The organism is Mycobacterium sp. GA-2829 (genome assembly GCF_001499965.1).
Taxonomy (GTDB): Bacteria; Actinomycetota; Actinomycetes; order Mycobacteriales; family Mycobacteriaceae; genus Mycobacterium.
In genome coordinates, this window is the sequence record NZ_LQIT01000078.1 from 15,628 (window position 1) to 36,886 (window position 21,259).

General features: G+C 64.2%; 21 protein-coding genes and 1 pseudogene. 18 read left to right on the forward strand and 4 right to left on the reverse strand.

The genetic code is table 11. The features are described from left to right. Window positions 1–4 precede the first annotated feature (4 nt). The 7 genes from AU194_RS28885 (at window position 5) to AU194_RS28915 (ending at window position 5,874) form a co-directional block, all read left to right on the forward strand. Window positions 5–1,000, forward strand: coding sequence for an ABC transporter permease (locus AU194_RS28885; protein WP_059092684.1), 996 nt, complete (start codon window positions 5–7; stop codon window positions 998–1,000). After that, window positions 997–1,779: an ATP-binding cassette domain-containing protein gene (locus AU194_RS28890; protein ID WP_157576587.1), complete on the forward strand. Its 783-nt coding sequence runs from the start codon at window positions 997–999 to the stop codon at window positions 1,777–1,779. Before AU194_RS28885 ends, AU194_RS28890 begins: the two co-directional genes overlap by 4 nt. After that, a complete protein-coding gene (locus tag AU194_RS28895; RefSeq protein ID WP_059092686.1) occupies window positions 1,757–2,677 on the forward strand; it encodes a PfkB family carbohydrate kinase in 921 nt (306 codons plus the stop codon). The genes AU194_RS28890 and AU194_RS28895 overlap by 23 nt, the downstream gene beginning before the upstream one ends. Then, window positions 2,674–3,324, forward strand: coding sequence for a nucleoside/nucleotide kinase family protein (locus AU194_RS28900; RefSeq protein ID WP_059092687.1), 651 nt, complete (start codon window positions 2,674–2,676; stop codon window positions 3,322–3,324). Before AU194_RS28895 ends, AU194_RS28900 begins: the two co-directional genes overlap by 4 nt. After that, on the forward strand, window positions 3,321–4,319 hold the full coding sequence (locus tag AU194_RS28905; RefSeq protein ID WP_059092688.1) for a LacI family DNA-binding transcriptional regulator: 999 nt from the start codon (window positions 3,321–3,323) through the stop codon (window positions 4,317–4,319). The genes AU194_RS28900 and AU194_RS28905 overlap by 4 nt, the downstream gene beginning before the upstream one ends. A 91-nt stretch (window positions 4,320–4,410) precedes the next feature. Then, complete coding sequence (locus AU194_RS28910) at window positions 4,411–5,256, forward strand: class I SAM-dependent methyltransferase (protein ID WP_059092689.1); 846 nt, start codon at window positions 4,411–4,413, stop codon at window positions 5,254–5,256. Window positions 5,257–5,667: 411 nt separating this feature from the next. Beyond that, window positions 5,668–5,874, forward strand: coding sequence for a PIN domain-containing protein (locus AU194_RS28915; protein WP_231743614.1), 207 nt, complete (start codon window positions 5,668–5,670; stop codon window positions 5,872–5,874). A 74-nt stretch (window positions 5,875–5,948) separates the two neighbouring features. On the opposite strand, the gene AU194_RS28920 is transcribed toward AU194_RS28915, so the two are convergent. Next, window positions 5,949–6,980 carry a DUF4331 family protein gene (locus AU194_RS28920; RefSeq protein WP_059092690.1) on the reverse strand — a complete coding sequence of 344 codons (1,032 nt, stop codon included), beginning with the start codon at window positions 6,978–6,980 and terminating at the stop codon, window positions 5,949–5,951. A 342-nt stretch (window positions 6,981–7,322) separates the two neighbouring features. Further along, window positions 7,323–8,297, reverse strand: a complete 975-nt coding sequence (locus AU194_RS28925) for an NmrA family NAD(P)-binding protein (protein WP_059092691.1) — start codon at window positions 8,295–8,297, stop codon at window positions 7,323–7,325. 147 nt (window positions 8,298–8,444) lie between these two features. Here AU194_RS28925 and AU194_RS28930 point away from each other — a divergent pair, with 147 nt between their 5' ends. The 3 genes and pseudogenes from AU194_RS28930 to AU194_RS28940 all read left to right on the forward strand — a co-directional run bounded on the left by AU194_RS28930 (window position 8,445) and on the right by AU194_RS28940 (window position 10,760). Continuing rightward, complete coding sequence (locus AU194_RS28930; RefSeq protein ID WP_157576588.1) at window positions 8,445–9,182, forward strand: hypothetical protein; 738 nt, start codon at window positions 8,445–8,447, stop codon at window positions 9,180–9,182. Between the two features lie 118 nt (window positions 9,183–9,300). Then, a pseudogene (locus AU194_RS28935) lies at window positions 9,301–9,879 on the forward strand (TetR/AcrR family transcriptional regulator); the annotation flags it as partial. A gap of 113 nt (window positions 9,880–9,992) precedes the next feature. Continuing rightward, entirely contained in the window at window positions 9,993–10,760 is a 768-nt protein-coding gene (locus AU194_RS28940) for an SDR family oxidoreductase (RefSeq protein ID WP_059092693.1), read from the forward strand. Between the two features lie 49 nt (window positions 10,761–10,809). Here AU194_RS28940 and AU194_RS28945 read toward each other — a convergent pair whose 3' ends face one another. Both AU194_RS28945 and AU194_RS28950 read right to left on the reverse strand, forming a co-directional pair. Next, window positions 10,810–11,730, reverse strand: coding sequence for a hypothetical protein (locus AU194_RS28945; RefSeq protein WP_059092694.1), 921 nt, complete (start codon window positions 11,728–11,730; stop codon window positions 10,810–10,812). Beyond that, a complete protein-coding gene (locus AU194_RS28950; protein WP_082698896.1) occupies window positions 11,727–12,356 on the reverse strand; it encodes a TetR/AcrR family transcriptional regulator in 630 nt (209 codons plus the stop codon). The genes AU194_RS28945 and AU194_RS28950 overlap by 4 nt, the downstream gene beginning before the upstream one ends. 65 nt (window positions 12,357–12,421) lie before the next feature. Between AU194_RS28950 and AU194_RS28955 the strand changes: the two genes are divergently transcribed. The 8 genes from AU194_RS28955 (at window position 12,422) to AU194_RS28985 (ending at window position 21,259) form a co-directional block, all read left to right on the forward strand. Continuing rightward, the gene (locus tag AU194_RS28955) at window positions 12,422–13,354 is read left to right on the forward strand and encodes a 3-hydroxyacyl-CoA dehydrogenase family protein (protein ID WP_082698897.1); all 933 of its coding nucleotides are present in this window, start codon (window positions 12,422–12,424) and stop codon (window positions 13,352–13,354) included. A gap of 372 nt (window positions 13,355–13,726) precedes the next feature. After that, complete coding sequence (locus AU194_RS28960; protein ID WP_059092696.1) at window positions 13,727–14,683, forward strand: LysR family transcriptional regulator; 957 nt, start codon at window positions 13,727–13,729, stop codon at window positions 14,681–14,683. 72 nt (window positions 14,684–14,755) lie between these two features. Next, window positions 14,756–15,943, forward strand: a complete 1,188-nt coding sequence (locus AU194_RS28965) for a TDT family transporter (protein ID WP_059092697.1) — start codon at window positions 14,756–14,758, stop codon at window positions 15,941–15,943. A gap of 188 nt (window positions 15,944–16,131) precedes the next feature. Beyond that, a complete protein-coding gene (locus AU194_RS31545) occupies window positions 16,132–16,932 on the forward strand; it encodes a universal stress protein (protein ID WP_082698898.1) in 801 nt (266 codons plus the stop codon). Between the two features lie 558 nt (window positions 16,933–17,490). Then, window positions 17,491–18,210, forward strand: a complete 720-nt coding sequence (locus AU194_RS28970; RefSeq protein ID WP_059092811.1) for a hypothetical protein — start codon at window positions 17,491–17,493, stop codon at window positions 18,208–18,210. Between the two features lie 195 nt (window positions 18,211–18,405). Then, window positions 18,406–19,224 carry an alpha/beta fold hydrolase gene (locus AU194_RS28975; protein ID WP_231743615.1) on the forward strand — a complete coding sequence of 273 codons (819 nt, stop codon included), beginning with the start codon at window positions 18,406–18,408 and terminating at the stop codon, window positions 19,222–19,224. Beyond that, complete coding sequence (locus tag AU194_RS28980) at window positions 19,221–20,606, forward strand: FAD-dependent oxidoreductase (RefSeq protein WP_231743616.1); 1,386 nt, start codon at window positions 19,221–19,223, stop codon at window positions 20,604–20,606. Before AU194_RS28975 ends, AU194_RS28980 begins: the two co-directional genes overlap by 4 nt. Beyond that, window positions 20,603–21,259 carry an isochorismatase family protein gene (locus AU194_RS28985; protein WP_059092699.1) on the forward strand — a complete coding sequence of 219 codons (657 nt, stop codon included), beginning with the start codon at window positions 20,603–20,605 and terminating at the stop codon, window positions 21,257–21,259. The genes AU194_RS28980 and AU194_RS28985 overlap by 4 nt, the downstream gene beginning before the upstream one ends.

Consider the following 21,259-nt stretch of genomic DNA (forward strand, 5'->3'; position numbering starts at 1 on the left):
CGCCATGACCACTGAGGCGCCGGCAGCAGCGAAATCATCGCTGTCGAGCCGATTCACCGTGGGACACATTCTGCGTGAACCGCTGGCCGGCCCATTGGTGGCACTCGCCATCGCCATCATCATCTTCAGCGCCGTTTCCGATTCGTTCCTCAATCCGCAGAACGTGTCGCTGATCCTTCAACAGTCCGTCGTCGTCGGCATCCTCGCAGTCGGCCAGACGCTGATCATCCTCACCTCGGGCATCGATCTCTCGATCGGCGCGGTCGCCGTCTTCGGGACCATCGTGATGGCACAGAGTGCGGGGGCCAACGGGCCGGTCGTGGCGCTCGGATTGACCCTTTTGGTGTGCGTGGTGTTCGGTGCGATCAACGGCGGGTTCGTCACAATGCTGCGATTGCCCCCTTTCATCGTCACGTTGGGAACGTTCACGGCGATTCTGGCGGGCACCCGTCTGCTCGCGGGCTCAGAGACGTACCGAGTGGAGAAGGGACCGCTCACGTTCCTGGGCACGTCGTTTCGCATCGGGTCGTTCTCGACCACCTTCGGTGTGGTGGCGATGCTCTTGGTCTACCTCGTGGTGTGGTACGCGCTGTCCCAGACCGCCTGGGGTAAACACATTTACGCCGTCGGAGGTAACCCGCAGGCGTCGGACCTGTTGGGCATCAAATCCGGGCGGGTGCTGTTCTCCGTCTACCTCGTGACCGGTGTGATCGCCGCTGTCGCTGCGTGGGCTGCTCTCGGTCGCATACCCAACGCGGATCCGAACGCGTACCAGAACGCCAACCTGGAGACGATCACAGCAGTGGTCATCGGCGGAACCAGCTTGTTCGGTGGGCGCGGAGGCGTCGTCGGAACACTGGTGGGCACGCTGATCGTCGGCGTTCTCCGTAATGGTCTCACCCAGGCCGGCGTCGACAGTCTCTACCAGAACATCGCGACCGGGGTGCTTGTGATCGTGGCGGTGGCGGTTGATCAATTCGCCCGCAGGAGATCACAATGAGTGCCACCCCCGTTCTCGAGGCGCGCAAGCTCGTCAAGAAGTATGGCAGCGTGACCGCGATCAACGGAGCCGATTTCGAGCTTCGTGAGGGCGAGGTCCTCGCGGTCATCGGTGACAACGGTGCCGGAAAGTCCAGTCTGATCAAGGCATTGGCGGGGGCGGTGATTCCGGACTCGGGCGAGATCCTGATGAACGGCGAACCCGTGTCGTTCCGGAACACCCGAGACGCCAGGGCGGCCGGGATCGAGACGGTGTACCAGGATCTCGCGGTCGTACCGGCGCTCGACATCGCGTCGAATCTGTACCTCGGTCGCGAGGTGCGACGAAAAGGCCTCGCCGGCAGTCTGTTCCGTCGGCTGGACATGCCGAGAATGCGCCAGGAGGCTTCGCAGCACCTCACGGATCTGAAGATCGGCATCAAATCCGTGAACCAGGCTGTGGAGACGTTGTCGGGCGGGCAGCGGCAAGGTGTCGCGGTAGCGCGAGCGGCCGCGTTCGGCCGTGGCGTCATCATCATGGACGAGCCGACCGCGGCTCTCGGTGTGCGGGAGTCGGGACAGGTCATCGACCTCATCCGGTCGATCCGCGACCGGGGCATCCCCGTGGTACTCATCAGCCACGACATGCCCCACGTCTTCGAGGTGTCCGACCGGATCCACATCCACCGCCTCGGGCAACGTGCCGGCGTCGTCGATCCGAAGAAGCGCTCGATGTCCGAGGTCGTCGCGCTCATGACCGGTGCGGAGGAGCCGACGGATGAGGAACGCGCCGGTCTTTGATAAGGCTCCGGTCGGGGTGTTCGTCGGGCTGGCGACTCTCGACGTGATCCACCGCATCGCGAAACCGCCTGCGGCCAACCAGAAGATCACCTCCACCGCACAGTTCGTCGCAGCAGGTGGACCGGCCGCGAATGCGGCCGTGACCTTCGCAGCGCTGGGCGGCGACGCGATCCTCGTGACCGCTCTTGGCGACGATCCGGTCGCCGAATTGATCCGAGCAGACCTCGCTGCATACGGCGTCAGAGTTGTCGACGCGGCCGCCGGCACCACCCGGGCGGTACCGGTCTCCGCGGTGTCGGTCGTCGAATCGACAGGTGACCGATCGGTCGTCTCGCTCGACGCGGTGAATTCCGACGCGCCGCCACCGGGGGACCTCGGTGACCTCGTGGCCGAGGCCGAAGTGTTGCTGGTCGACGGGCACCACCCGCTGATCGCGCGTGCGGCGATGCGACATGCACAAGCGCTCACCACCACGCGAGTCGTCGACGCCGGCCGATGGAAACCGGTGATGGGCGACATCATTCCCCACGCGACGGACGTGGTCTGCTCCAATGACTTCCGAATGCCGGGCACCGAGGATTCGGAGTCCACGGCCGAGGCGATCATCCGCGGCGGCGTCGGCACCGTCATCATCACGCACGGCGGCGATCCCGTGGAGTGGTGGTCGGACGGCACGTGCGGGTCCGTACCCGTGGAACCGGTCGCGGTGGTCGACACATTGGGTGCCGGCGACGCCTTTCACGGTGCGTATTCGTACTACTCGACCCAGATCCGAGACAGCGTTGCCGAGCGCATCGATCGCTCCGCCCACGTGGCAGCACTACGGTGTTCGGTGGCCGGGCCGCGCGCGTGGCTGAGAGAACTTCCTGTTGCACTGACTCGGAAGCGAGCACGATGACCATCGAGCAGGCCGTGCAGGACGCCACACTGAGCCAATTGGTCGAGTCGGCCAAGGCGCTCGTCGTTCCCGGCGAGCGCCGCATTCTCGGTCTCACCGGCGCTCCCGGCGCCGGGAAGTCGACCGTCGCAGAACAACTCGTTACCGCCCTGGGTCCGGACGTTGCCGTGCTCGTCCCCATGGACGGGTTTCATCTGGCCAACGAAGTGTTGATCGACTTGGGGATCTTGGATCGCAAAGGTGCACACGACACGTTCGACGACGGCGGCTATGCACGGCTGATCGCTCACCTTCGGTCACAAAACGTGGACGACCCGGTCGCGTACGCGCCACGCTTCCGGCGTGAGATCGAAGAGCCGATCGGTTCTTCGATCGCCGTCCCTGCCTCGGTGCCGCTGGTCGTCACCGAGGGCAATTACCTGCTGCTGGAGATCGATGCGTGGCCTGCGGCACGGTCGTGCATCGACGAGGTGTGGTTCTTGGCTCCCGACACCGAGGTTCGCCACGCTCGACTGGTGCGCCGCCACGAGGCGTACGGGAAGTCCCCGGAGGACGCGAAGTCCTGGGCACTCGGATCCGACGAGCGCAATGCCCGGCTGATCGAGTCGACGGCAGGTCGAGCAGATCGCATCGTGCGACTCCGATGACCACCATGGGCGATGTGGCGCGGATGGCGGGGGTTTCGGCGTCCACGGTCTCGCACGTGCTCAACGGCACGCGAAAGGTCAACACCGCCACGCGTCTACGCGTGGAAGCGGCCATCGAGGAGACCGGGTACCGCCGAAACGTCGTCGCTCGATCACTGGCGGCGGGGCGTACACACACCGTCGGGCTCTCCATCTCCGCGTTGACGAACCCGTACTTCGGCGGCCTGGTGCACGCCGTGGAACGGGCGCTGTCCGACGCCGGGTATGTGCTGATCGTCGGAGATTCCCACGACGACGCGGAATCGGAGAAACGCGTCATCGATTCGCTTCTCGACCGAAAGGTCGACGGAATGATCGTGGCGCCCGCAGCCGGCTCGGAGCGGATCACGCTCCCGGAGATCATCGGTACCGGCACGCCCCTGGTTCTGATCGACCGTGGTGTCGATGTCGGGAGTGATCAGGTCGGCGCGGAGAACTTCTCGTCGGCGCGGTTGTTGACCGAGCACCTGCTCGACCTCGGGCACCGGAGGATCGCCGTGGTGCGGGGCCTCGCGGGGATCTCCTCCACCACGGAGCGGTTCGAGGGCTACGCGACGGCGCTGACGGACCGCGGGATCGCCGTGGACTCTGCGTTGGTCCTCGACGGCGAGTCGAGCACGGACGTGGCGGAACGGGAAGTGCGCGCGCTGATGGCGGGGGAGAACCGCCCGACCGCGCTGGTGTCGTTGAACAACGCGATGACGATCGGGACGCTCAAGGCCGTTCGGAGTCTCGGTCTGTCGATTCCCACCGACCTGGCGTTCGTGTGCTACGACGACTTCGAATGGTCGGACCTGTTCGAACCCAAACTCACTGCTGCGGCGCAGGACGTGGAGACGATCGGCGCCACCGCGGTCGAACTTCTGCTGCGCCGCGTCAGCGGTCATGCTGATGCGCCGCAGCACATTCGCATCCCGACGACCTTCCACCATCGCAATTCGTGCGGATGCACGTGACGCACGCCGATCGGACTTTCGACCTGATGGTGCTTAGGGTTGGTGGGCCGGCAACGAGGATACTTCTCTCGACGGCGTCGTTATAGAACATGTGACTACACACGAATACGCCCTCGGAAGCGACGACACCGAGATCGCGCGCCTGCAGTCGCAGGCGAGCATCATCGCCGAACCGACAGCGCTGCTTCTCGAACGCGCAGGCGCCCGTCCCGGTATGCGCGTCCTCGACCTCGGATGCGGCCCCGGGGACGTTGCGTTTCAAGCGGCTCAGATGGTGGGGCCGGACGGCTTTGTCGTCGGCATCGACCGCGATCCCGCGCAGCTCGCCGCCGCCGAGCAACGGCTGGCCGCCTGCGGCTTGCGCAATGTGGAGTTTCGCCAAGGCGACGTCCGCACCTTCACCGACGACGAGGGGTTCGATGCGGCCGTCTGCAGGTTGTTGCTCATCCACCTACCCGACGCCGCTGATGTGCTCGCCCACCACATCAGCAACCTGCGACCCGGAGGGCTGTTCGTCGCAGTCGATTACGACATGGGTGGTTGGCGCGCGGTTCCGGAGGTGGCGCTGTACAGCCGTATCCGAGACTGGTTGCTGGCCGGGTTCTCGCAAATAAACGGGAACGCCTACATGGGTCAGCTGTTGCCGACGGCATTGACCGAAGCAGGCTTTGAGGAGGTCGACGTGTTGGGGTTGCAGACCTACTGGCGACACGACGACCGCATCGGGACCGCCTACGTCGCCGGCACCGTGCGCACGATGAAAGACGCCATCGTGGGCTCCGGTGTCGCGACGGAGTCCGACCTCGGCCTCGACACGCTCGCACAGCGACTCGGCGAGGAGCTCCTCGCGGCCAAGGCGGTGTGGACGCTGCCGACGGTCGTCGGCGCCTGGGGCAGGCGAGATGGTCGGGGATCCGGAACTGGTCCACGCACTTGAGGACTCGCGCAGCAATGCGCGACCCGAAAAACACCGAGTGCCGTTCGAGCCGATCGGTACCTTGCCCCCGGTCCGCCTTCAGTGCAGCGTATCTCGGTCGCGGTAGGACAGACGGTCAACGTAGCACTTGACATTGGCGCCGAACGTAACACATAGGACGAACATGAGCTCATTACTTTGGGCGACATCGGTTTTGAGATAGCCGAGCTCATCTACGGCGCGGGTTGGATCAAGGGTATCGGGTCTTCGGTACACACTCGCGACAAGGGGATCAGCGTCGATGACGGGCTGCAGCGATTGAGCGAGGCGCCGTCTGTGAGATAAACGCCCGGGCACTCCACTGCGTTCTGTGATGCCGCGATCCGGTGGTCGACGCGCTGAACGGTCACCAGGAGAACCTCGTTGGTCACAATGTCGGTAGTCATCACCCGCAACCCCAACGCCGCGGCAGTTCGGTCAGATGCCGGCGATGCGATCCTCGCTGGGCGACTTCCCTCGGGACACCGTGATTCGTTTGACCGGGTGATTGTTGCCCAGGCGTCGCGCCGCAACCTCACCCTCGCGACCCGCGACGCGAAGGTCCTCTCGGCGGCGCTGACACCGACCCTGAAAACCTGAACGGCTCGTGGCCGAGAATGTGGAGTCGCCGTAGGGGGAGTGGGGACGGTGGGCGTGGTGATCAGGGCGGCGGCTCACGGCAGAACCGACACGTACGGGAACGTGGTGGTCGGTGGTGCGGTGACGGAGTTCTTCCCGATGCCCTGGCTGATCGGGGTGTTGGTGGCGAGGCTGAACATTACCTCGGGGGCGTTGTCGATCAGGGACCGGCCGTTGAAGCCGGCGAAACTGAATGCTGCGGGTGTGCCGACCGTGTAGGGCAGCACGTTGGGAAGTAGTCGGCGGGCGATGAGCGCGCCGAGGGCCTCGGGGTCGGTGGCGGTGCCGTAGGCGGCGATGACGGCGGCGAGCTTAGCGGCCACAGCGTCTCCGTAGGTGGCGTAGTCGTCGCGGGGGTGTCCACCGTTGAGGTCGTCGCCGAGTTGCTCGTTGTACTGGGTGAACAGCGGTGGGATCATGGGTAGCCCGACGCGGTTGATGGAGCGCCAGCCGCCGGCGTCGGTGGCCAGCGAGGCCACGGCCCATACGCCGATGCGGTTGTCGTCGCGGCGGGGGGTGAGTTCGGCGTCGGGGAGTTCGAGGACAAGCGAGTACACGCTTTGGCCGGCGAACAGGTTGGTGGCGTGTTCGGCGTGCCAGCCGCTGAGGTCGATGACGGTGCCGTCTTGTACGGCGTGTCCGACTGCGTGCACGACGTCGGGTTCGATCCAGAATGGGTCACCGGCGCGGCCGGCCCAGACCCGTACACCGGTGGTGCCTGTAGTCTCCTTTTGGGTGGTGCCGGCGAGCAGAAGTGCGCCTTTGGCGAAGGGGTCGGTGGCCTGGATCCCGGAGGTACGGTGCAGGGTGAAATCCTGGAGGCCGTCTGGGGAGCGGTCGGCGAAGGTGAAGCGGTAGGTGAGATCTTCGGTGGCGTCGCCATCGAGGTCGATCTTGAACTCGTACATGCCTTCGGGGTGAAAGCCCGGCGTGGCGATGTCGCCGCCCATGGAGTGGCAGACGTTGATGATGAGCACGGTGCCGGTGTCGCCTCGGAAGAGGTAAAGGTCAGTGATGTCGAGACGAATGTCTTGGCGGGCAAGGGGAGAGTCGAGGTGGTGAGACATTGTGGCGCTCCTTGAATCTGATTGTGGTGGGTCACGGCGTGTTCGACGGTGATGGCGATTTCGGCCAGCACGTCGACGTGTGTTGACTGAGCAAGCCGGCGCCCGTGTCTGGGAGCCGGACGCGCAGAACTTCATAGGGCTGCCCAGGGTGACGAACAGCGGCGGTCTTCCTGGCTTGCTCCAGCGACCGAGTGCGCTGGCGATAGGACTGGATCATTGGTGATCCCATTCATGTTCAGGTGAAGGGCCGCGTCGAATCCGGTGTCGCCCACCACCAGCCGAACAGGCTGGGGTCGTCGCGCGCCATATGCGCAATGGTGCCGGGAGCTGAGCCATCCACCATCACCCACCTGTGCCACGAGTGGTGGTTGCGGCAGCCGATCCGGTCGGAGCGAACTCCTCGCGGCGGGTGCTCAGATAGTCGCGCAGCGAGATCGGTTCGCGGCCGATCAGTGCACGCAGTGCGTCCGGGTCGGCGGGCAGTGACGCCGCGCCCTGCACGGACACTGCGTGTCCGATCGACGAAATGTGCTGCGCCATCGCTTCGTTGACCACCGTTTCCCCGTCCTGGCTAGCCAGGTCGACGAGTTCCTGGCGCCACTGGTCCTTGGTGACCGGGTCGAAGGTGACGGTGGCGCCCAGCACGTCGGTGAGCATCTCGGCGATGTCGTAGTGGCTCAACAGCTCGGAGCCTTGCGGCCATACCACTGATTTTGTGAACCGCCCGGGGTCCAGCAGCGCAACAACGCCGAGTTCGGCCGCGTCCTGCCCGCTGATCCACGCCATCTTCACCGACCCGAACGAGTTACGGAATCTCTGCTCGCGCCGGATTGACAGCGCGTGCAATACCTGCAGATTCTGGTGGAATAGGGCGCTCACGCGCAGAATCTGGAGTTCCAAACCGGCCCACTCCATGATCTGCTCTGCCAGCCATTGGGCCTTGCCCAGATCACTGGGGTGATCCTTTTGCGCCGGGCCCATAGACATCACCACGGTCCGCGGTAAGCGGCCCACCTCGCGCACTGCCGCGGCATAGTTCGCCGCCGCATCGACCACCCCCGCGGCAATGGGATAGGCAAAGTAGACCAAGTCGACATCGGCCAACGCTGGCAGCAGACTGCGCCGATCGTGCAGATCACCAAGAATCACTTCAGCGCCCAGCTCCTCGATCCGCTGGGTGCGCTCACTGTGTGTCCGGGCGAGTACTCGCACCGCTCGTCCCTCTTCTCGCAGCCGCCGCACCAGGTATTCACCGGTGTTTCCGTGGCGTCCGGTAGCACCGATCACCAAGATCGGACTGGTTGGGTCTTTAGCCAACGTTGTTCTCCTTCGACGGGTATGACGACTGACCGCCCGTGGGACGGCGCGGAGCCGGTAGGGGCGGCAGGCCTAGTTGACCTGTCGGCGTGACGCTACCGCGCCATACCGCTAATGTAAACAGATCAGTGTGGTTTACTTTGGGGTGTGATTCACACTCGCCTTCGCAATCTGCTCGCCGACGTCCTCGACGCTCACGGTGGCCTCGCACGCTGGAAGGCCTACGACCATCTCGACGCCACGCTGGTCAGTGGCGGCCTGCTCTACGACCTCAAAGGCCAGCGCACAGACCGGACTCCTCGACATGTGCGGGTCTCACTGGGTCGAGTCGCCACGTCGATCGAGCCGTTCGGCGCCGCCGATCAGCGACTTAACTTCACCGCAGAGCGCACGGCCATCGAGAGAGTCGACGGCACTGTCGTTGCCGAAGGCGTCGATGTGAGGTCCAGCTTCGCGGGCCACGACATCACCAGTCCCTGGACAGCGTTGCAACGGGCCTACTTCAGCGGCTATGCACTGTGGGGTTACCTCAATAGTCCGTTTCTGCTGTCGCGGCGCGAGGTCAATCTGCACCGGTTAAAACCGGTCGAACACCACGGGCGCGTCCTGGTCGGCATCGGCGCCGACTTTCCCGCCGCCCTCCCTGTCCACAGCCGCCGACAGCGGTTCTACTTCGATAACGAGCGCCTGCTGCGCCGCCACGACTACCACGTCGACATCGCCGGCGCCTTCCCTGCCAGCCAGTACCTCACCGACTACACCGTCACCGACGGTTTTCCCATCGCCCTGACCCGCCGCGCATACCGCCTCACCGACAGCGGCAACGTCCCGGACGGGGAGGGTGCGATGGTGGCAATGCGCTTCGCCGACGTCGCCCTCCACTAGTGACTGTAAGCCGGGCGGGCCGTATTGCTCTGCATAGCAACTCTATTCGTGACAGGCGGTGTCGGTGACCAAAGGTCGCCATTGTCCTTATGTAGACGGCTCTGTATACTGAGCAGCTATGAGCACCGCATCGGCAGGCGCACCGGGAACGCGCAGGAAGGGTCGCGGCGCCCGCGAGCGGATTACCGCGGCGGCATCGGAGCTGTTCTACCGCCGTGGCATCCACGCCACCGGCGTGGACACACTGATCGCGCACGCCGAAGTCTCCAAGCGAACCTTCTATCAACACTTCCCCAGCAAAAACGCACTGATCGAAACCTACCTGCGGGGCGTCGAGGAACGGGGCGGATCTCCGATGGAGCGGCGCCTGCAACTCGATCTAGCCCCCCGCGAACGCCTGCTGGCCATCTTCGACGCTGCCGCAGTCAAGCGGTTCCGCGGCTGCCCGTTCCACAACGCAGTAGTCGAACTTGTCGGCGAGGTCGAAGCGGTCGACGACATCGTGCGCGATCACAAACAACGCTTTACCGAGCACTTGACCGCCGTGGCCGGCGACGCTGGTGTACTCGATCCTTGGCAGCTCGCCCAGCAACTGCTCGTGCTCTTCGAGGGCGCCACGGCGTTGGCCACCACCCTCAACGACCTTTCCCCTATGGTGCATGCCCGCACCGCCGCAGCAACCCTTATCGATTCCGCTCGCTGTCCCGCCGACGGGCACGGCACCCCGCACGCGAGCGGGGCCGCCAGCGAGACACCTACGTCCACCGAGCCCACTGAGGCGCGGACAACCCGCCACACGGAGAAACTCGCATGAATGTCACGGGCAACACCATTTTCATCCCCGGCTCGACGAGCGGCATCGGGCTTGCACTCGCCACAGAGCTCAGTGCAAGAGGCAACAGAGTCGTCATCGGCGGTCGGCGCACTGACAAACTCGACGAAATCACCGCCGCCTATCCGCAGATGGAAGCGGTCCGTATCGATATCGCCGACCCCGACTCTGTCACCACTGCCTCGATCGAAGTCCTCCAGCGCTGCCCTGACCTCAACGTCGTCATCGCGATGGCCGGCGTCATGCGCGTAGAGGATTGGCACCATCCCGAGAGCTTCCTGGACTCCGCGCAGCAGGTCATCAACACGAATGTGCTCGGCCCTATCCGCCTGCTCGCCGCGTTCGTCGAGCACCTGCAATCACGCCCCAACGCCACATTCGTCACCGTGTCCTCTGGCTTGGCCTTCGCGCCCTTGAAGGTAGTGCCGAGCTACAACGCCTCCAAAGCGGCGATCCACATGCTCACTGAATCACTGCGGCTGCAGCTGGCCGATACCTCAATCAAACTCCTGGAGCTGGTTCCACCGTCAGTGGCGACCGACCTTCTACCGGGTCAACGCGACAGCGACATCGCAATGCCGGTGGAAGAGTTCGTTGACCAAGTACTCACGATCATCGAGAGCCAACCAGAAGCCCGGGAGATACTCGTCGATCGCGTGAAAGTCCTCCGCTACGCCGAAGCGCACGGCGACTACCAACATGTGGTCGCCGCCCTCAACGCTTCCGACCCACACGCACGGCCATAACGCGGCCGAGGCTCCGAGAAGTCACAGACGCCGTCGTCACCACCGCCCGTCACGCCGCCAGGGCGATCCCGGTGGCCGCTCCGCCGAGGACAGCGACCACGCGGCTGTTTCCACTGGATAGGTCGACCTGGCGGATGCAGCCGGACAGGTCGGACACGTAAGCGACGTTATTGGGCAGATTGAGCGCGACGCCGATGGGTTCGGAGAATCCCGTGGCGAGGACTTCAGGCGGGGTTCCCTTTGCGCCGTGTTCGGGGACCGGCGCACGGTTGAGTGTGTTGCCGTTCGGTAGTGCTCCCCGATCGGTCCAGTACAGGGTCTGGTGGTCTTCGTCGAGTTCGAGATCGATCGGTTCGGGTAGGCCATCCCAGAGCACCTCGATGTCCCGGCGCGTCTCGGCAGTCGCATCTTTCGGAATCTCCAGAGCGGCGCGCAGTATGCGGCCTTTACCACCGTCGGCAGGGCCTTTCTGAGTCCAGTACAGCCATCCGTTTGACGTGTCGATCGCGATGCCGACGCACTCGCGCTCGGGCGAAGGGAGTTCCGATCCTGCGTTGCTGATCAGCGGTGTGACTTCAGAGCCGTCGCGTTCGCAACGGTAGACCGCGCATCCTTCACGATCGCACCAGAACAGGCGCCCGGTGGCGGGATCGGTGGCCAATTGCTTTCCCGTGGTGAATCGCCCTCTCTCTACGACGATCTCGGGCGTTCCTCCGGCAATGGGTACCCGTTGAATTGAGCCGTCGCGGGCGGTGAACGGTGGTTCGTGCGCAGCCTCCAGCGGCGTGTCGGGACGGCCCATCAGGGTGAAGTAGACGTAGCCCTGGGTCTCATCGACGACGATGCCGTCGGGCGCCTCCTCGAGGCCTATGGCCAGGTCGTCGATGTCGCCGGTGTCGAGGTCGATGCGATGGACGCCGCCCCGGATCAGGTCCAGCGCATAGAGCCTACGTGGCGTTGCAGATGTCATCGTTGCTCCCGCGAGTTTGTCACGGAGTGGGCTTCTTCTGAGATACCTTTGAGGGCCGCCAGGAAGGCGTTGCGGCGCAACGCATGTGTAGGGTCGTCGTCGATAGGGCGCTGTAATACCGCTCCGACGTTCGCCGCGATGACGACCTGTGCGGCGATGTCGAGTGGAACGGTCAACCGCCGGCCAGCCGCACGCACGGTCGCATCGATGAAGGGTTCGATGCCCTGCCGCAGCTGATCATTATGCGAACTCAAGGCGGCTGCAATGTCCTCACGCGCCCGAGCGCGGACGGCGAAGGATGCGCGGATCACATACCAATCGATGTCAGCCGGAACAACGTTCACGAGCGCGTCGGCGGCCTCCTCCAGCGTCGTGGCTGTCGTTTCGGCTGCGGCGTCGGCCATGCGGTCAAGCAAGTCGGTGCTCTGGCGTTCGTAGAGAGCGAAGAAGACGTCTTCGACGGTCTTGAAGTTGGAGTAGAAGGCGCCACGTGTGAAGCCCGAACGTCGGCAGATGTCATCAATAGAGACTTGGGTCGTGCCCCGCTGCGCGAACAGCTCGGCGGAGGCATCCAAGAGTCGTTTTCGCGTGTTCGATCGCTTGCGCTGCGCCGTCTCGTCAGGCATGCCGCCCCTTCCTGTTATGTTCAATTCATTATATACTCAATACGTAATGAATCGAAAGGCTTGCAGTGAACACGACATTGCCCACCAACATCACTGACCGCCCTGTCGCCGTCGTCGGCGCCGGCACACTGGGCCGACGCATCGCCGCGGTGTTCTCGTCCGCAGGAAGCACGGTGACTATCGTTGACACAGATGCCGGCCAACGTGACGGTGCACTGCGGTATGTAGCGGAACAGATCTCCGCCCTCGCTCCGCGCAGTGGCCGCACACCGGGGGAGGTGTCCGCCGACGCCGACGTTGAAAGCGCAGTGCCGGGCGCCTGGCTAGTCATCGAAGCCGTTCCCGAGCGTTTGGACGTCAAGCGTCCTCTATTCGGCGTGTTGGATCGGGTGGCCGACCCTGACGCCATCCTGGCGACGAACTCGTCGTCCTATGTGTCCCGTTTGGTCGTTGATGAAGTGACGCACCGTAACCGCGTGCTCAACATGCACTTCGCCATGCCGCCGCAGAACATGGCGGTCGAGCTGATGTCTGATGGCGAAACGGATCCGGCAGTCATCGACTTCCTCGTGGCTCGGTTACCGGACTTCGGTTTACTGCCCTTTGTCGCGCGGAAGGAGAGCACTGGGTTCATCTTCAACCGGATCTGGGCGGCCATCAAGCGTGAATCCCTGGAGGTTGTGGCCGAGGGGGTCTGCACGCCGCAAGAGGTTGACGCGATCATGGTCGCGAACCTGGCCATCGCCGAGGGGCCGTTTCGGCTCATGGACCGAGTGGGCCTCGACATCGTCCTCGACATCGAGGATCACTACGCGGCCGAAAATCCCCACCTACCCGAAGGCCCCCGACGGCTGTTGCACGAGTATGTGGACTCCGGCCGACTGGGGGTGAAAGCCGGAGAGGGGTTCTACAAGTGGCCCGAGGGTTCAGCGGTACGTGACAGCTCCACCGACGGACGACGACGCCGCGTTCGTCGCGGAGGACGGGTAACCAGCTAGCCAACGGGTGGCCTCAGGTGCCATCGATGCTGGAACCCAACCGTCCCGCGACCTTCTGGCCGTCGAGGAGCGAGCGGCACCTGCTCCCGTTCCTTGCGGCAGCCGCCGCTCCCGCCTCTTGGTTGACGAGTTGGCGATGCTCGTAGCCTCGAGGGACGCAGGCGCGCTAACGCCCGAGGCGTTCGAGACGCCAAGCGCAAGCTGATTGGCTGATCGAGTAGGAGGCGCGCCGCGTTCACCAGGAAACACTGCGCCAAGCCCGGGAACCAGGTGCGCCCTCTATCGAGTTGATGGCGAGGCGGTACATGGGGAGAATGTTGGTCTGTTACGGCTTTGCACAATCCGGGGGACGGCGACCTTTAGAGTCGCAACGTGACGCTGAGCGCTAGGATGCCCGATCTCTCCTCATTGGAGGTACTGCTCGCCGTTGCCCGCACCGGTAGTCTTAGCGCCGCTGGTCGGGAGTGCGGACTCACTCAGCAGGCGGTATCGGCGAGAATTGCGGCGCTGGAGCGCCGAACTGGTGTGCGCCTGGTCATCCGCACCAGATCTGGTTCTCGACTGACCAATTCGGGTGTGGTCGCCGCTCAGTGGGCCGACCGGCTGCTCGGCGTCGCTCATGAGGTCGACGCCGGCCTGGCCGCTCTGCGCCATGACAGCAGAACCCGGCTGCGGATCACGGCGAGCCTCACAGTGGCCGAACAGTTGCTACCACGCTGGTTGGTCAGCTGGCGTGAGACAATCTCCCGGCAAGGGGCTGTGGTGCCCGATGTCGTCTTGACCGCAGCCAACAGCGAACATGTGATCCTAGCCGTTCGCGGCGATCAAGCAGATCTTGGCTTCGTCGAGAGCCCAAGTGTGCCAAGCGGAATTCGCAGCAGCACCGTCGCGCACGACGAGCTTGTCGTGGTTGTGCCGCCGCACCACCGCTGGGTCCGGCGGCCACGGCCGACATCTGCCGCGGAATTGGCCGCGATGCCGCTCGTGACCCGCGAGAAAGGCTCAGGTACAAGGGACTTCCTAAGCTCCGCGCTCGCTCGGAGCACCGAAGTGGAGCAGGTTGCACCCGCGCTAGAACTCTCGACGGCGGCTGCCGTACGCGCCGCGGTACTTGCCAATGCCGGCCCCGCCGTCCTGAGCAAGCTCGCCGTGACCGATGACCTGGAACTCGGTCGCCTCCGGGCCGTCGACGTCGCCGGCCTCGACCTGCGACGGTCATTGCGCGCGGTTTGGATCGGGGCCAGAACCCCGCCGGCTGGCGCAGTTCGAGATCTGTTGAGCCATATTGCCCAGCTCAACAAGCGATCACGGTCGGTGTCACCGGTGTGAACGTGTCGACACAACCATTGTTTGTGTCCGGATACCTGTCGGCCTGTTCGGCCGACGGATAACTTGGCGAATATGCACGCATCTACGATCGCCACTTCGGATCCCGACGGCACCGTCGTGTCGCTGTCACCTGCGCGCCGCCTCCTCAACGGCGTGGGTCCCAACTGGTTCGCCTCCGTGATGGGCACCGGGATCGTGGCTACCGCAGCAGCGAGTCTGCCGGTGCAATGGCCCTATCTGCGAGGGTTCGCCGAGGTTGTCTGGATCGTGGCGGCGGTGCTGCTGGCGGCTCTCGCTCTCGTCGTCGGCTCACATTGGCTTCGCCACCCCACCGTCGCGCGGAGTCACGCGCACAATACCCAGATGGCGCACTTCTACGGTGCGGCACCCATGGCGCTGCTGACGGTCGGCGCCGGAGCGCTGCTGGTGGGTACCGACGTCATCGGCGCGCAGGCGGCAGTGCGGCTCGACTGGACGTTGTGGAGCATCGGCACCGTGGCTGGCCTGTTCACCTCCGTCACCATCCCGTACTTGATGTTCACCCAACACGACGTCACTCCTGATGCGGCGTTCGGCGGTTGGCTGATGCCGGTCGTCCCGCCGATGGTCTCCGCCGCGACCGGGGCGCTCCTCATTCCGCACATGGCCCCCGGCACCGGCCGCACCACCATGCTCTACGCCTGTTTCGCGATGTTCGGACTGGCGATGATCGCCGCCTTGATCATCATCACGATGATCTGGAGCCGGCTGGTGCACTACGGCACCTCGGGCACCGCGCGGGTTGCCACGTTGTGGATCGTGCTCGGACCACTCGGCCAGTCGATCACCGCCGCCGGTCTTCTGGGCAGCACTGCGGCGGTGGCCGTCGATCCGCGGATTGCCGGCGCCATGCAGGCGTTCGCCGTACTCTTCGGCGTACCGGTATGGGGCTTCGCACTCCTGTGGATCGGGTTGGCGGCCGCTCTGACGGTGCGGACCCTGCGCCGCGGCATGCCGTTCGCGCTGACATGGTGGAGCCTGACCTTCCCAGTCGGCACATTCGTCACCGGGACCAGTCAGCTGGCCCTCCACACGGGCCTACCGGCGCTGCGCCTGGCAGCCGTGGCGGCCTACCTGGGGCTGTTGGGAACCTGGATGCTGGTGGCGGTGCGGACCGCATATGGAAGCGTGTTCGGCTACCTGCTCAGACCTCCTCCGGTTGCCGATATCCGCAATGAAATTCAGCTCTCGCAGCAACCTCAGGACCACGCAGTCACTTAGCTCAACGATGCCCACGTCGAGTAAGTCCACAGCTACTAGTGCTAGCTCTACCCGCCGCTTGAAGAGCACCGAAGGCTGAGGCTCTCGCTGCAGGAAATGCAAATCACGGGCTCTACCGAGCAAGTAATTCTGCGATACCGGCCTAAGGCGAAGCAACTTCCCAACGATCGAAGAAGGGATGAAGAAGAATGACGATCTCCGAGCAAGGCACCGGTCACGCGAGTACGACTCCGGCCCAGCCTTCTCCACGCACCGTGGGGGTGGTGGTTGCCGATGACGGCACAGAATCGGTGATGGACGCCATGGACTGGGCGAAGCCGTTAGCCGAAATTCGCGGACTTCCGCTCACCCGTGTGAAGTTCGACCCGTACGCCTCCGTGTCCTCCGTGATCGAACTATCAATGTCCGCTGAACTTCTGGTAATAGGCACATCACTCCATCTGCGGCACAACGTGACTCGTCGCCACACCTTGAACAGACTCCTGACCTACGCCGATACCAATGTGGCTGTCGTACCGCAGGGACACCGCCCGCGGCGCGGTGCTCCGATCCTGGTTGCGGTACAAGGCGAATCGCTTGCTGAACACTATGCCATCGGGGTCGCGTTCGAAGCGGCGTCTCGCCTGAAGGCATCACTGACAGCCGTGCACTGTTGGGACGAGCCCGGTGCGCTGGGCTTCCCCTCCATGAGTTGGTCGCCGATCGAATGGGCGCATTACCACGAAACTGAATGCGAGATGGTGGCCGAACGCCTGGCCGGCTTCCAGCCGCACTATCCCGACGTTGTCGTTCAGCGGGTGGTCCGCAGTGGCCGAAAGGGGAGTGCCCTCATTCCCTTGGCACGCTCGGCTCGGCTGGTCGTGGTCAGCGCTGGAGGCCCCTCAACGGGAACGCCGATGCGCGATGCGTCGCCGTCCGCATTGCTGACTGACGCCGACGTACCGATCCTGATAGTCCGAAACGACAAGTGCCGCTCCGGAAGTGAATAGCCGCGACATGATCAACGCCAGCATCATTCATCAGTCAACGCGGGCGAGCCACAACCGCCTCGCCGTTCGCGCGTACCACTGGCATATGGCGCTAGCTGCTGCAAACCGTTGGCGTCATGCCGTTTGATCAAATTGATCCGGTGCGCCAGGCCGGGGTCACTTGAAACGTCCGTGATTCATCGGATGAAGACGGCGACGCCTACTGGTAACACTGCATGATCGATCTCTGCATATTCCCGATTTGTAGAAGCTGGCATAACAGTCTCCGTACGACTCGTGGTTCTTTCATCCGGCTCCACTGACGGCTAATTGAGGGTGAGCTGTGCGGTGGCGACAGCACCGCGCGGGCTCACGTCCAGAAGACGCATTCCACGCGCGGTATCAACCGGCACAACCGCTCCTCGCTGCGCTGGCCACCGTCCGAGGGCACCGAAACGTAGTCGTCTGACGGATGCCTGGTCGGCTGACGATGGCCCAGAGTCATCGTATGGAGCTGAACTGAATCAGCTCCTTCCCATCGTGAATCCCACGGGGGATGCAGCCTTTCGAGGAGACATGATGACTGACTTGGTTGATCTTATGATCGATGCACACGGCGGCCTCGACCGGTTCCGCCAGTTCGCGTTCTTGAACGCCCGACTTCGCCAGGGCGGTGTGCTGTGGGGGCTCAAGGGCCAGCCGACGGTACTGCAGGAGGCCAACGTCCGCGTCGACCTAAACCGAGAATGGGTGTCGCACTGGCCTTTCGCCCCCACCGATCACCGCTCCCAATTCACCCCGAAGCGAGTCACCATCGAAACGCCCGCGGGCGAGGTGGTCGAGCAGCTCGACGAGCCCCGTGACTCCTTCGCCGGATACGTCATGGAAACCCCGTGGAGTAACGCGCAGGTCGCCTACTTCGCGGGATACACCATGTGGACCTATCTGACCTCGCCGTTCATCCTGGCGCGACCTGGAGTGTCGACCGAGGAGGTCGACCCGTGGACCGAGAACGGGCAGACCTGGCGGCGGCTGCGGGTGACCTTCCCCCAAGACATCGCCACCCACAACACGGTGCAGACCTTCTATGCCGACGAAACGGGGCTGCTGCGTCGCCACGACTACGACGTGGATATTCAAGGCAGCAATCCCGCAGCTCGCTATCTCCTCGACCCTGTCACCGTTCAGGGAATCGTGTTGCCTTCCAAACTGCGCATCTTCCCGCGCAACGACGACAACACCGCTGCCGCCGAGCCACTGATCGTCTCGGTGGACCTGTCCGACTTCGCGTTCGAGTAACGCGGGCGGCGCATCCTGCTCACCGGGCGGCCAGCTCCGACACCGCGTCGCCAGACAGAAACAACAGTCAATGTGCCTATGGCTCCCGAGGTTTGCAGGCAAGAGAATTTGAAGATGGCGCGGGTCGGACGCGATCTCGCGAGCGATCGATGATCGATGAAGGGTGCACAGGATATGGAGAATTCGTTGTCTTTGATGGCTGAGACCCGCTATCTGGACGGGCCGAGTGCGCGGTTCGCCTACCGTCGCATCGGTGCGGGTACCGGTGTCCCGTTGGTACTGGCGTTGCGCTTTCGCGGCACCATGGATCACTGGGATCCGGCGTTCCTGGACGCGCTGGGAGCCGAACGCGATGTGATCGTCTTCGACAACATCGGGCACGGTAGGACCAGCGGCGTCGCACCGACCAGCATGGACGCCCTGGCCGGCGGACTCACCGAGTTCGTCGACACCCTGGGATTGTCCGAGGCCGACCTGCTCGGTTGGTCGTTGGGTGGGATCGTGGTGCAGGCGGCCACGTTGCAACGTCCTGATCTGGTACGCCGGTTGATCGTGGCGGGCAGCTCTCCCGGCGGTGGTGTGCCCGGCATGCCGCAACCCGTTCCGAAGATCTGGCAGGTCGCCACCAAGCCCGTCAACGACGACGATGACTTTCTCTATCTGTTCTTCCCCGACGAGGACCCGGGTCGCAAGCTGGGACTGGAGTCGCTGCGCAGGTTGGACGACCGCGTCCTGTCGCCGGAGCACGTTCCGGTGTCGATCGAGACGATGCAGGCGCAATTGTCGGTCATCGCCTCGACCGGTTCGAGTATCTGGGATCGCTTGGGGGAGATCACCATTCCGACCTTGGTTGCCAACGGTGCGCACGACCGGATGATCGATGCCTACGCCACCTTTGCGATGGTGGGCCGGCTGCCCAACGCCAAGGCCATTCTGTACAGCGATGCCGGGCACGGGTTCCTCTTCCAGCATGTCACGGAATTCGCCCGCGAGGTTGTCGAGTTCCTCGCGTGATCGAGGCCGATCTGCTCGTCATCGGATTCGGCAAGGGCGGCAAGACGTTGGCGGCAGAGTTGGGCCGGCAAGGTCAGCGTGTCGTGCTGGTGGAGGAGTCGGCGCAGATGTACGGCGGGACCTGCATCAACACGGGCTGTGTGCCGACGAAGTCGATGGTGTACCGCAGTGAGCACTCGCCGCGCGGCACGTCCGGGCGTGTGGCTTACGCGGATGCGGTCGCCGCCACAGAGCGACTGACAACAGGCCTACGGGCCGCCAACCTGGTTGGACTGGAATCGATCCCGTCCGTTCGAGTGCTCACCGGCCGGGCCAGCTTCATCGACGCGAACTCGGTTTCGATACAGACCGAAGACGAAATCGCTACCGTGGTGGCGAGCAGCATCGTCATCGGTACCGGCTCAACACCGGTGATCCCGGACATACCCGGCGTGCGGCACAGTCCGGTCGTGGTCACCAGTGGGGAGCTGCTGCGGCGGGCTTCGCGCCCGGACCGGCTTGTGATTCTCGGTGGCGGCTACATCGGCTTGGAATTCGCGTCGATGTATGCCGGCTACGGCACCTCCGTGACCGTGCTGGAGCAACGCCCCGCGGTGCTGGCACATGAGGATGGAGATATCGCCGATGCTGCTCTGTCTGTCCTGTCCGATAGGGGAGTCACCATCGTCACCGGAGCGGAAATCAGTGAAGTGCAGACTGTTTCGCGACCAGGCGGCTCACCGCTGGCGCGGGTGGGATATGTCGCCGGCGGACGCGCCGCCACCGTCGAGGCCGACGTCGTGCTGGTCGCGCTCGGGCGCACACCCAACACCGCGCACCTTCGACTCGATCGGGCCGAGTTGGAAACCACCGACACCGGTGCCGTCGTGGTCGATGATCACCGCCGTACCAGCCAGCCCCACATCTATGCGGTCGGAGATGTCAACGGCGGACCGCAGTTCACCTACATCTCTCTCGATGACTACCGCATCGTGCTCGATCAACTCAGCGGTGCCGCCGAACCCAGGTCTGCCGCCCAGCGCCGGGCGGTCCCGAACTGCCTGTTCCTGAGCCCTCCACTGGCGCGCGTCGGTCTTACCGAAGCTCAAGCGCGCACTGCGGGTTATGACTTCAAGGTGGCGGCCAGCCCGGTGGTGAACCTGGCGACGGTAGCCAGAGCCCGCATAGTCGATGACACGGCCGGGATCATGAAAGTAGTTGTCGATGCGGACACCGACAAGATTCTCGGCGCCGCCCTCCTGTGTCACGACGCACAGGAGGTGATCAACATCGTCGCCCTGGCGATGCGCCATGGCATAACAGCATCAGTATTGCGCGACGAGATCTACACTCATCCCTCGATGTCAGAGTGCTTCAACCAACTGTTAGGGCTCCTGAAGTGAAGTTCGACCCCGCCAACACCGCGGTCGTGGTCATCGATCCGCAGATCGACGTCCTCAGCCCGACCGGGCGCAACTGGGCGGCCGTCGGCGCGAGTGTCACCGAGAACGGTACAGTGGCTCACCTCATCCAGCTCATGGACGCCGCCGTCACCCGGGGCTATCCGTTGGTGATCTCGCCGCACTACTTCTATCCGTCCGACTCGCAGTGGTTGTTCAACGGGCCACTGGAGTCCGACGAGTTCGCCACCGGAACGTTCGCCCGCACCGGGGCCTTGGATCTGACCGACTTCGCGGGGTCGGGCGCGGACTGGTTACCCGAGTTGGCGCCCTACATCAACCACGCTTCCACCACCGTCGCGAGCCCGCACAAGGTATTCGGTCCGCAGACCAACGACCTTGTCTTACAGCTACGGAAGCGAGGGTGCGACCGCGTCGTCCTCGCGGGAATGCTGGCCAACATGTGCGTCGAGTCTCACCTGCGACATCTTCTCGAGGACGGTTTCCGAGTTGCGGTGGCCGTGGATGCGGTGGCCGGGCCCCGCCACCCCGACTGGGGCGACGGGTATCAGGCAGCACTGGTGAACTACCGGTTCCTCGCCCATGCGGTGTCACCCACCGTGGAAATCATCTCGGCGATGAGCCGTGCGACGTGA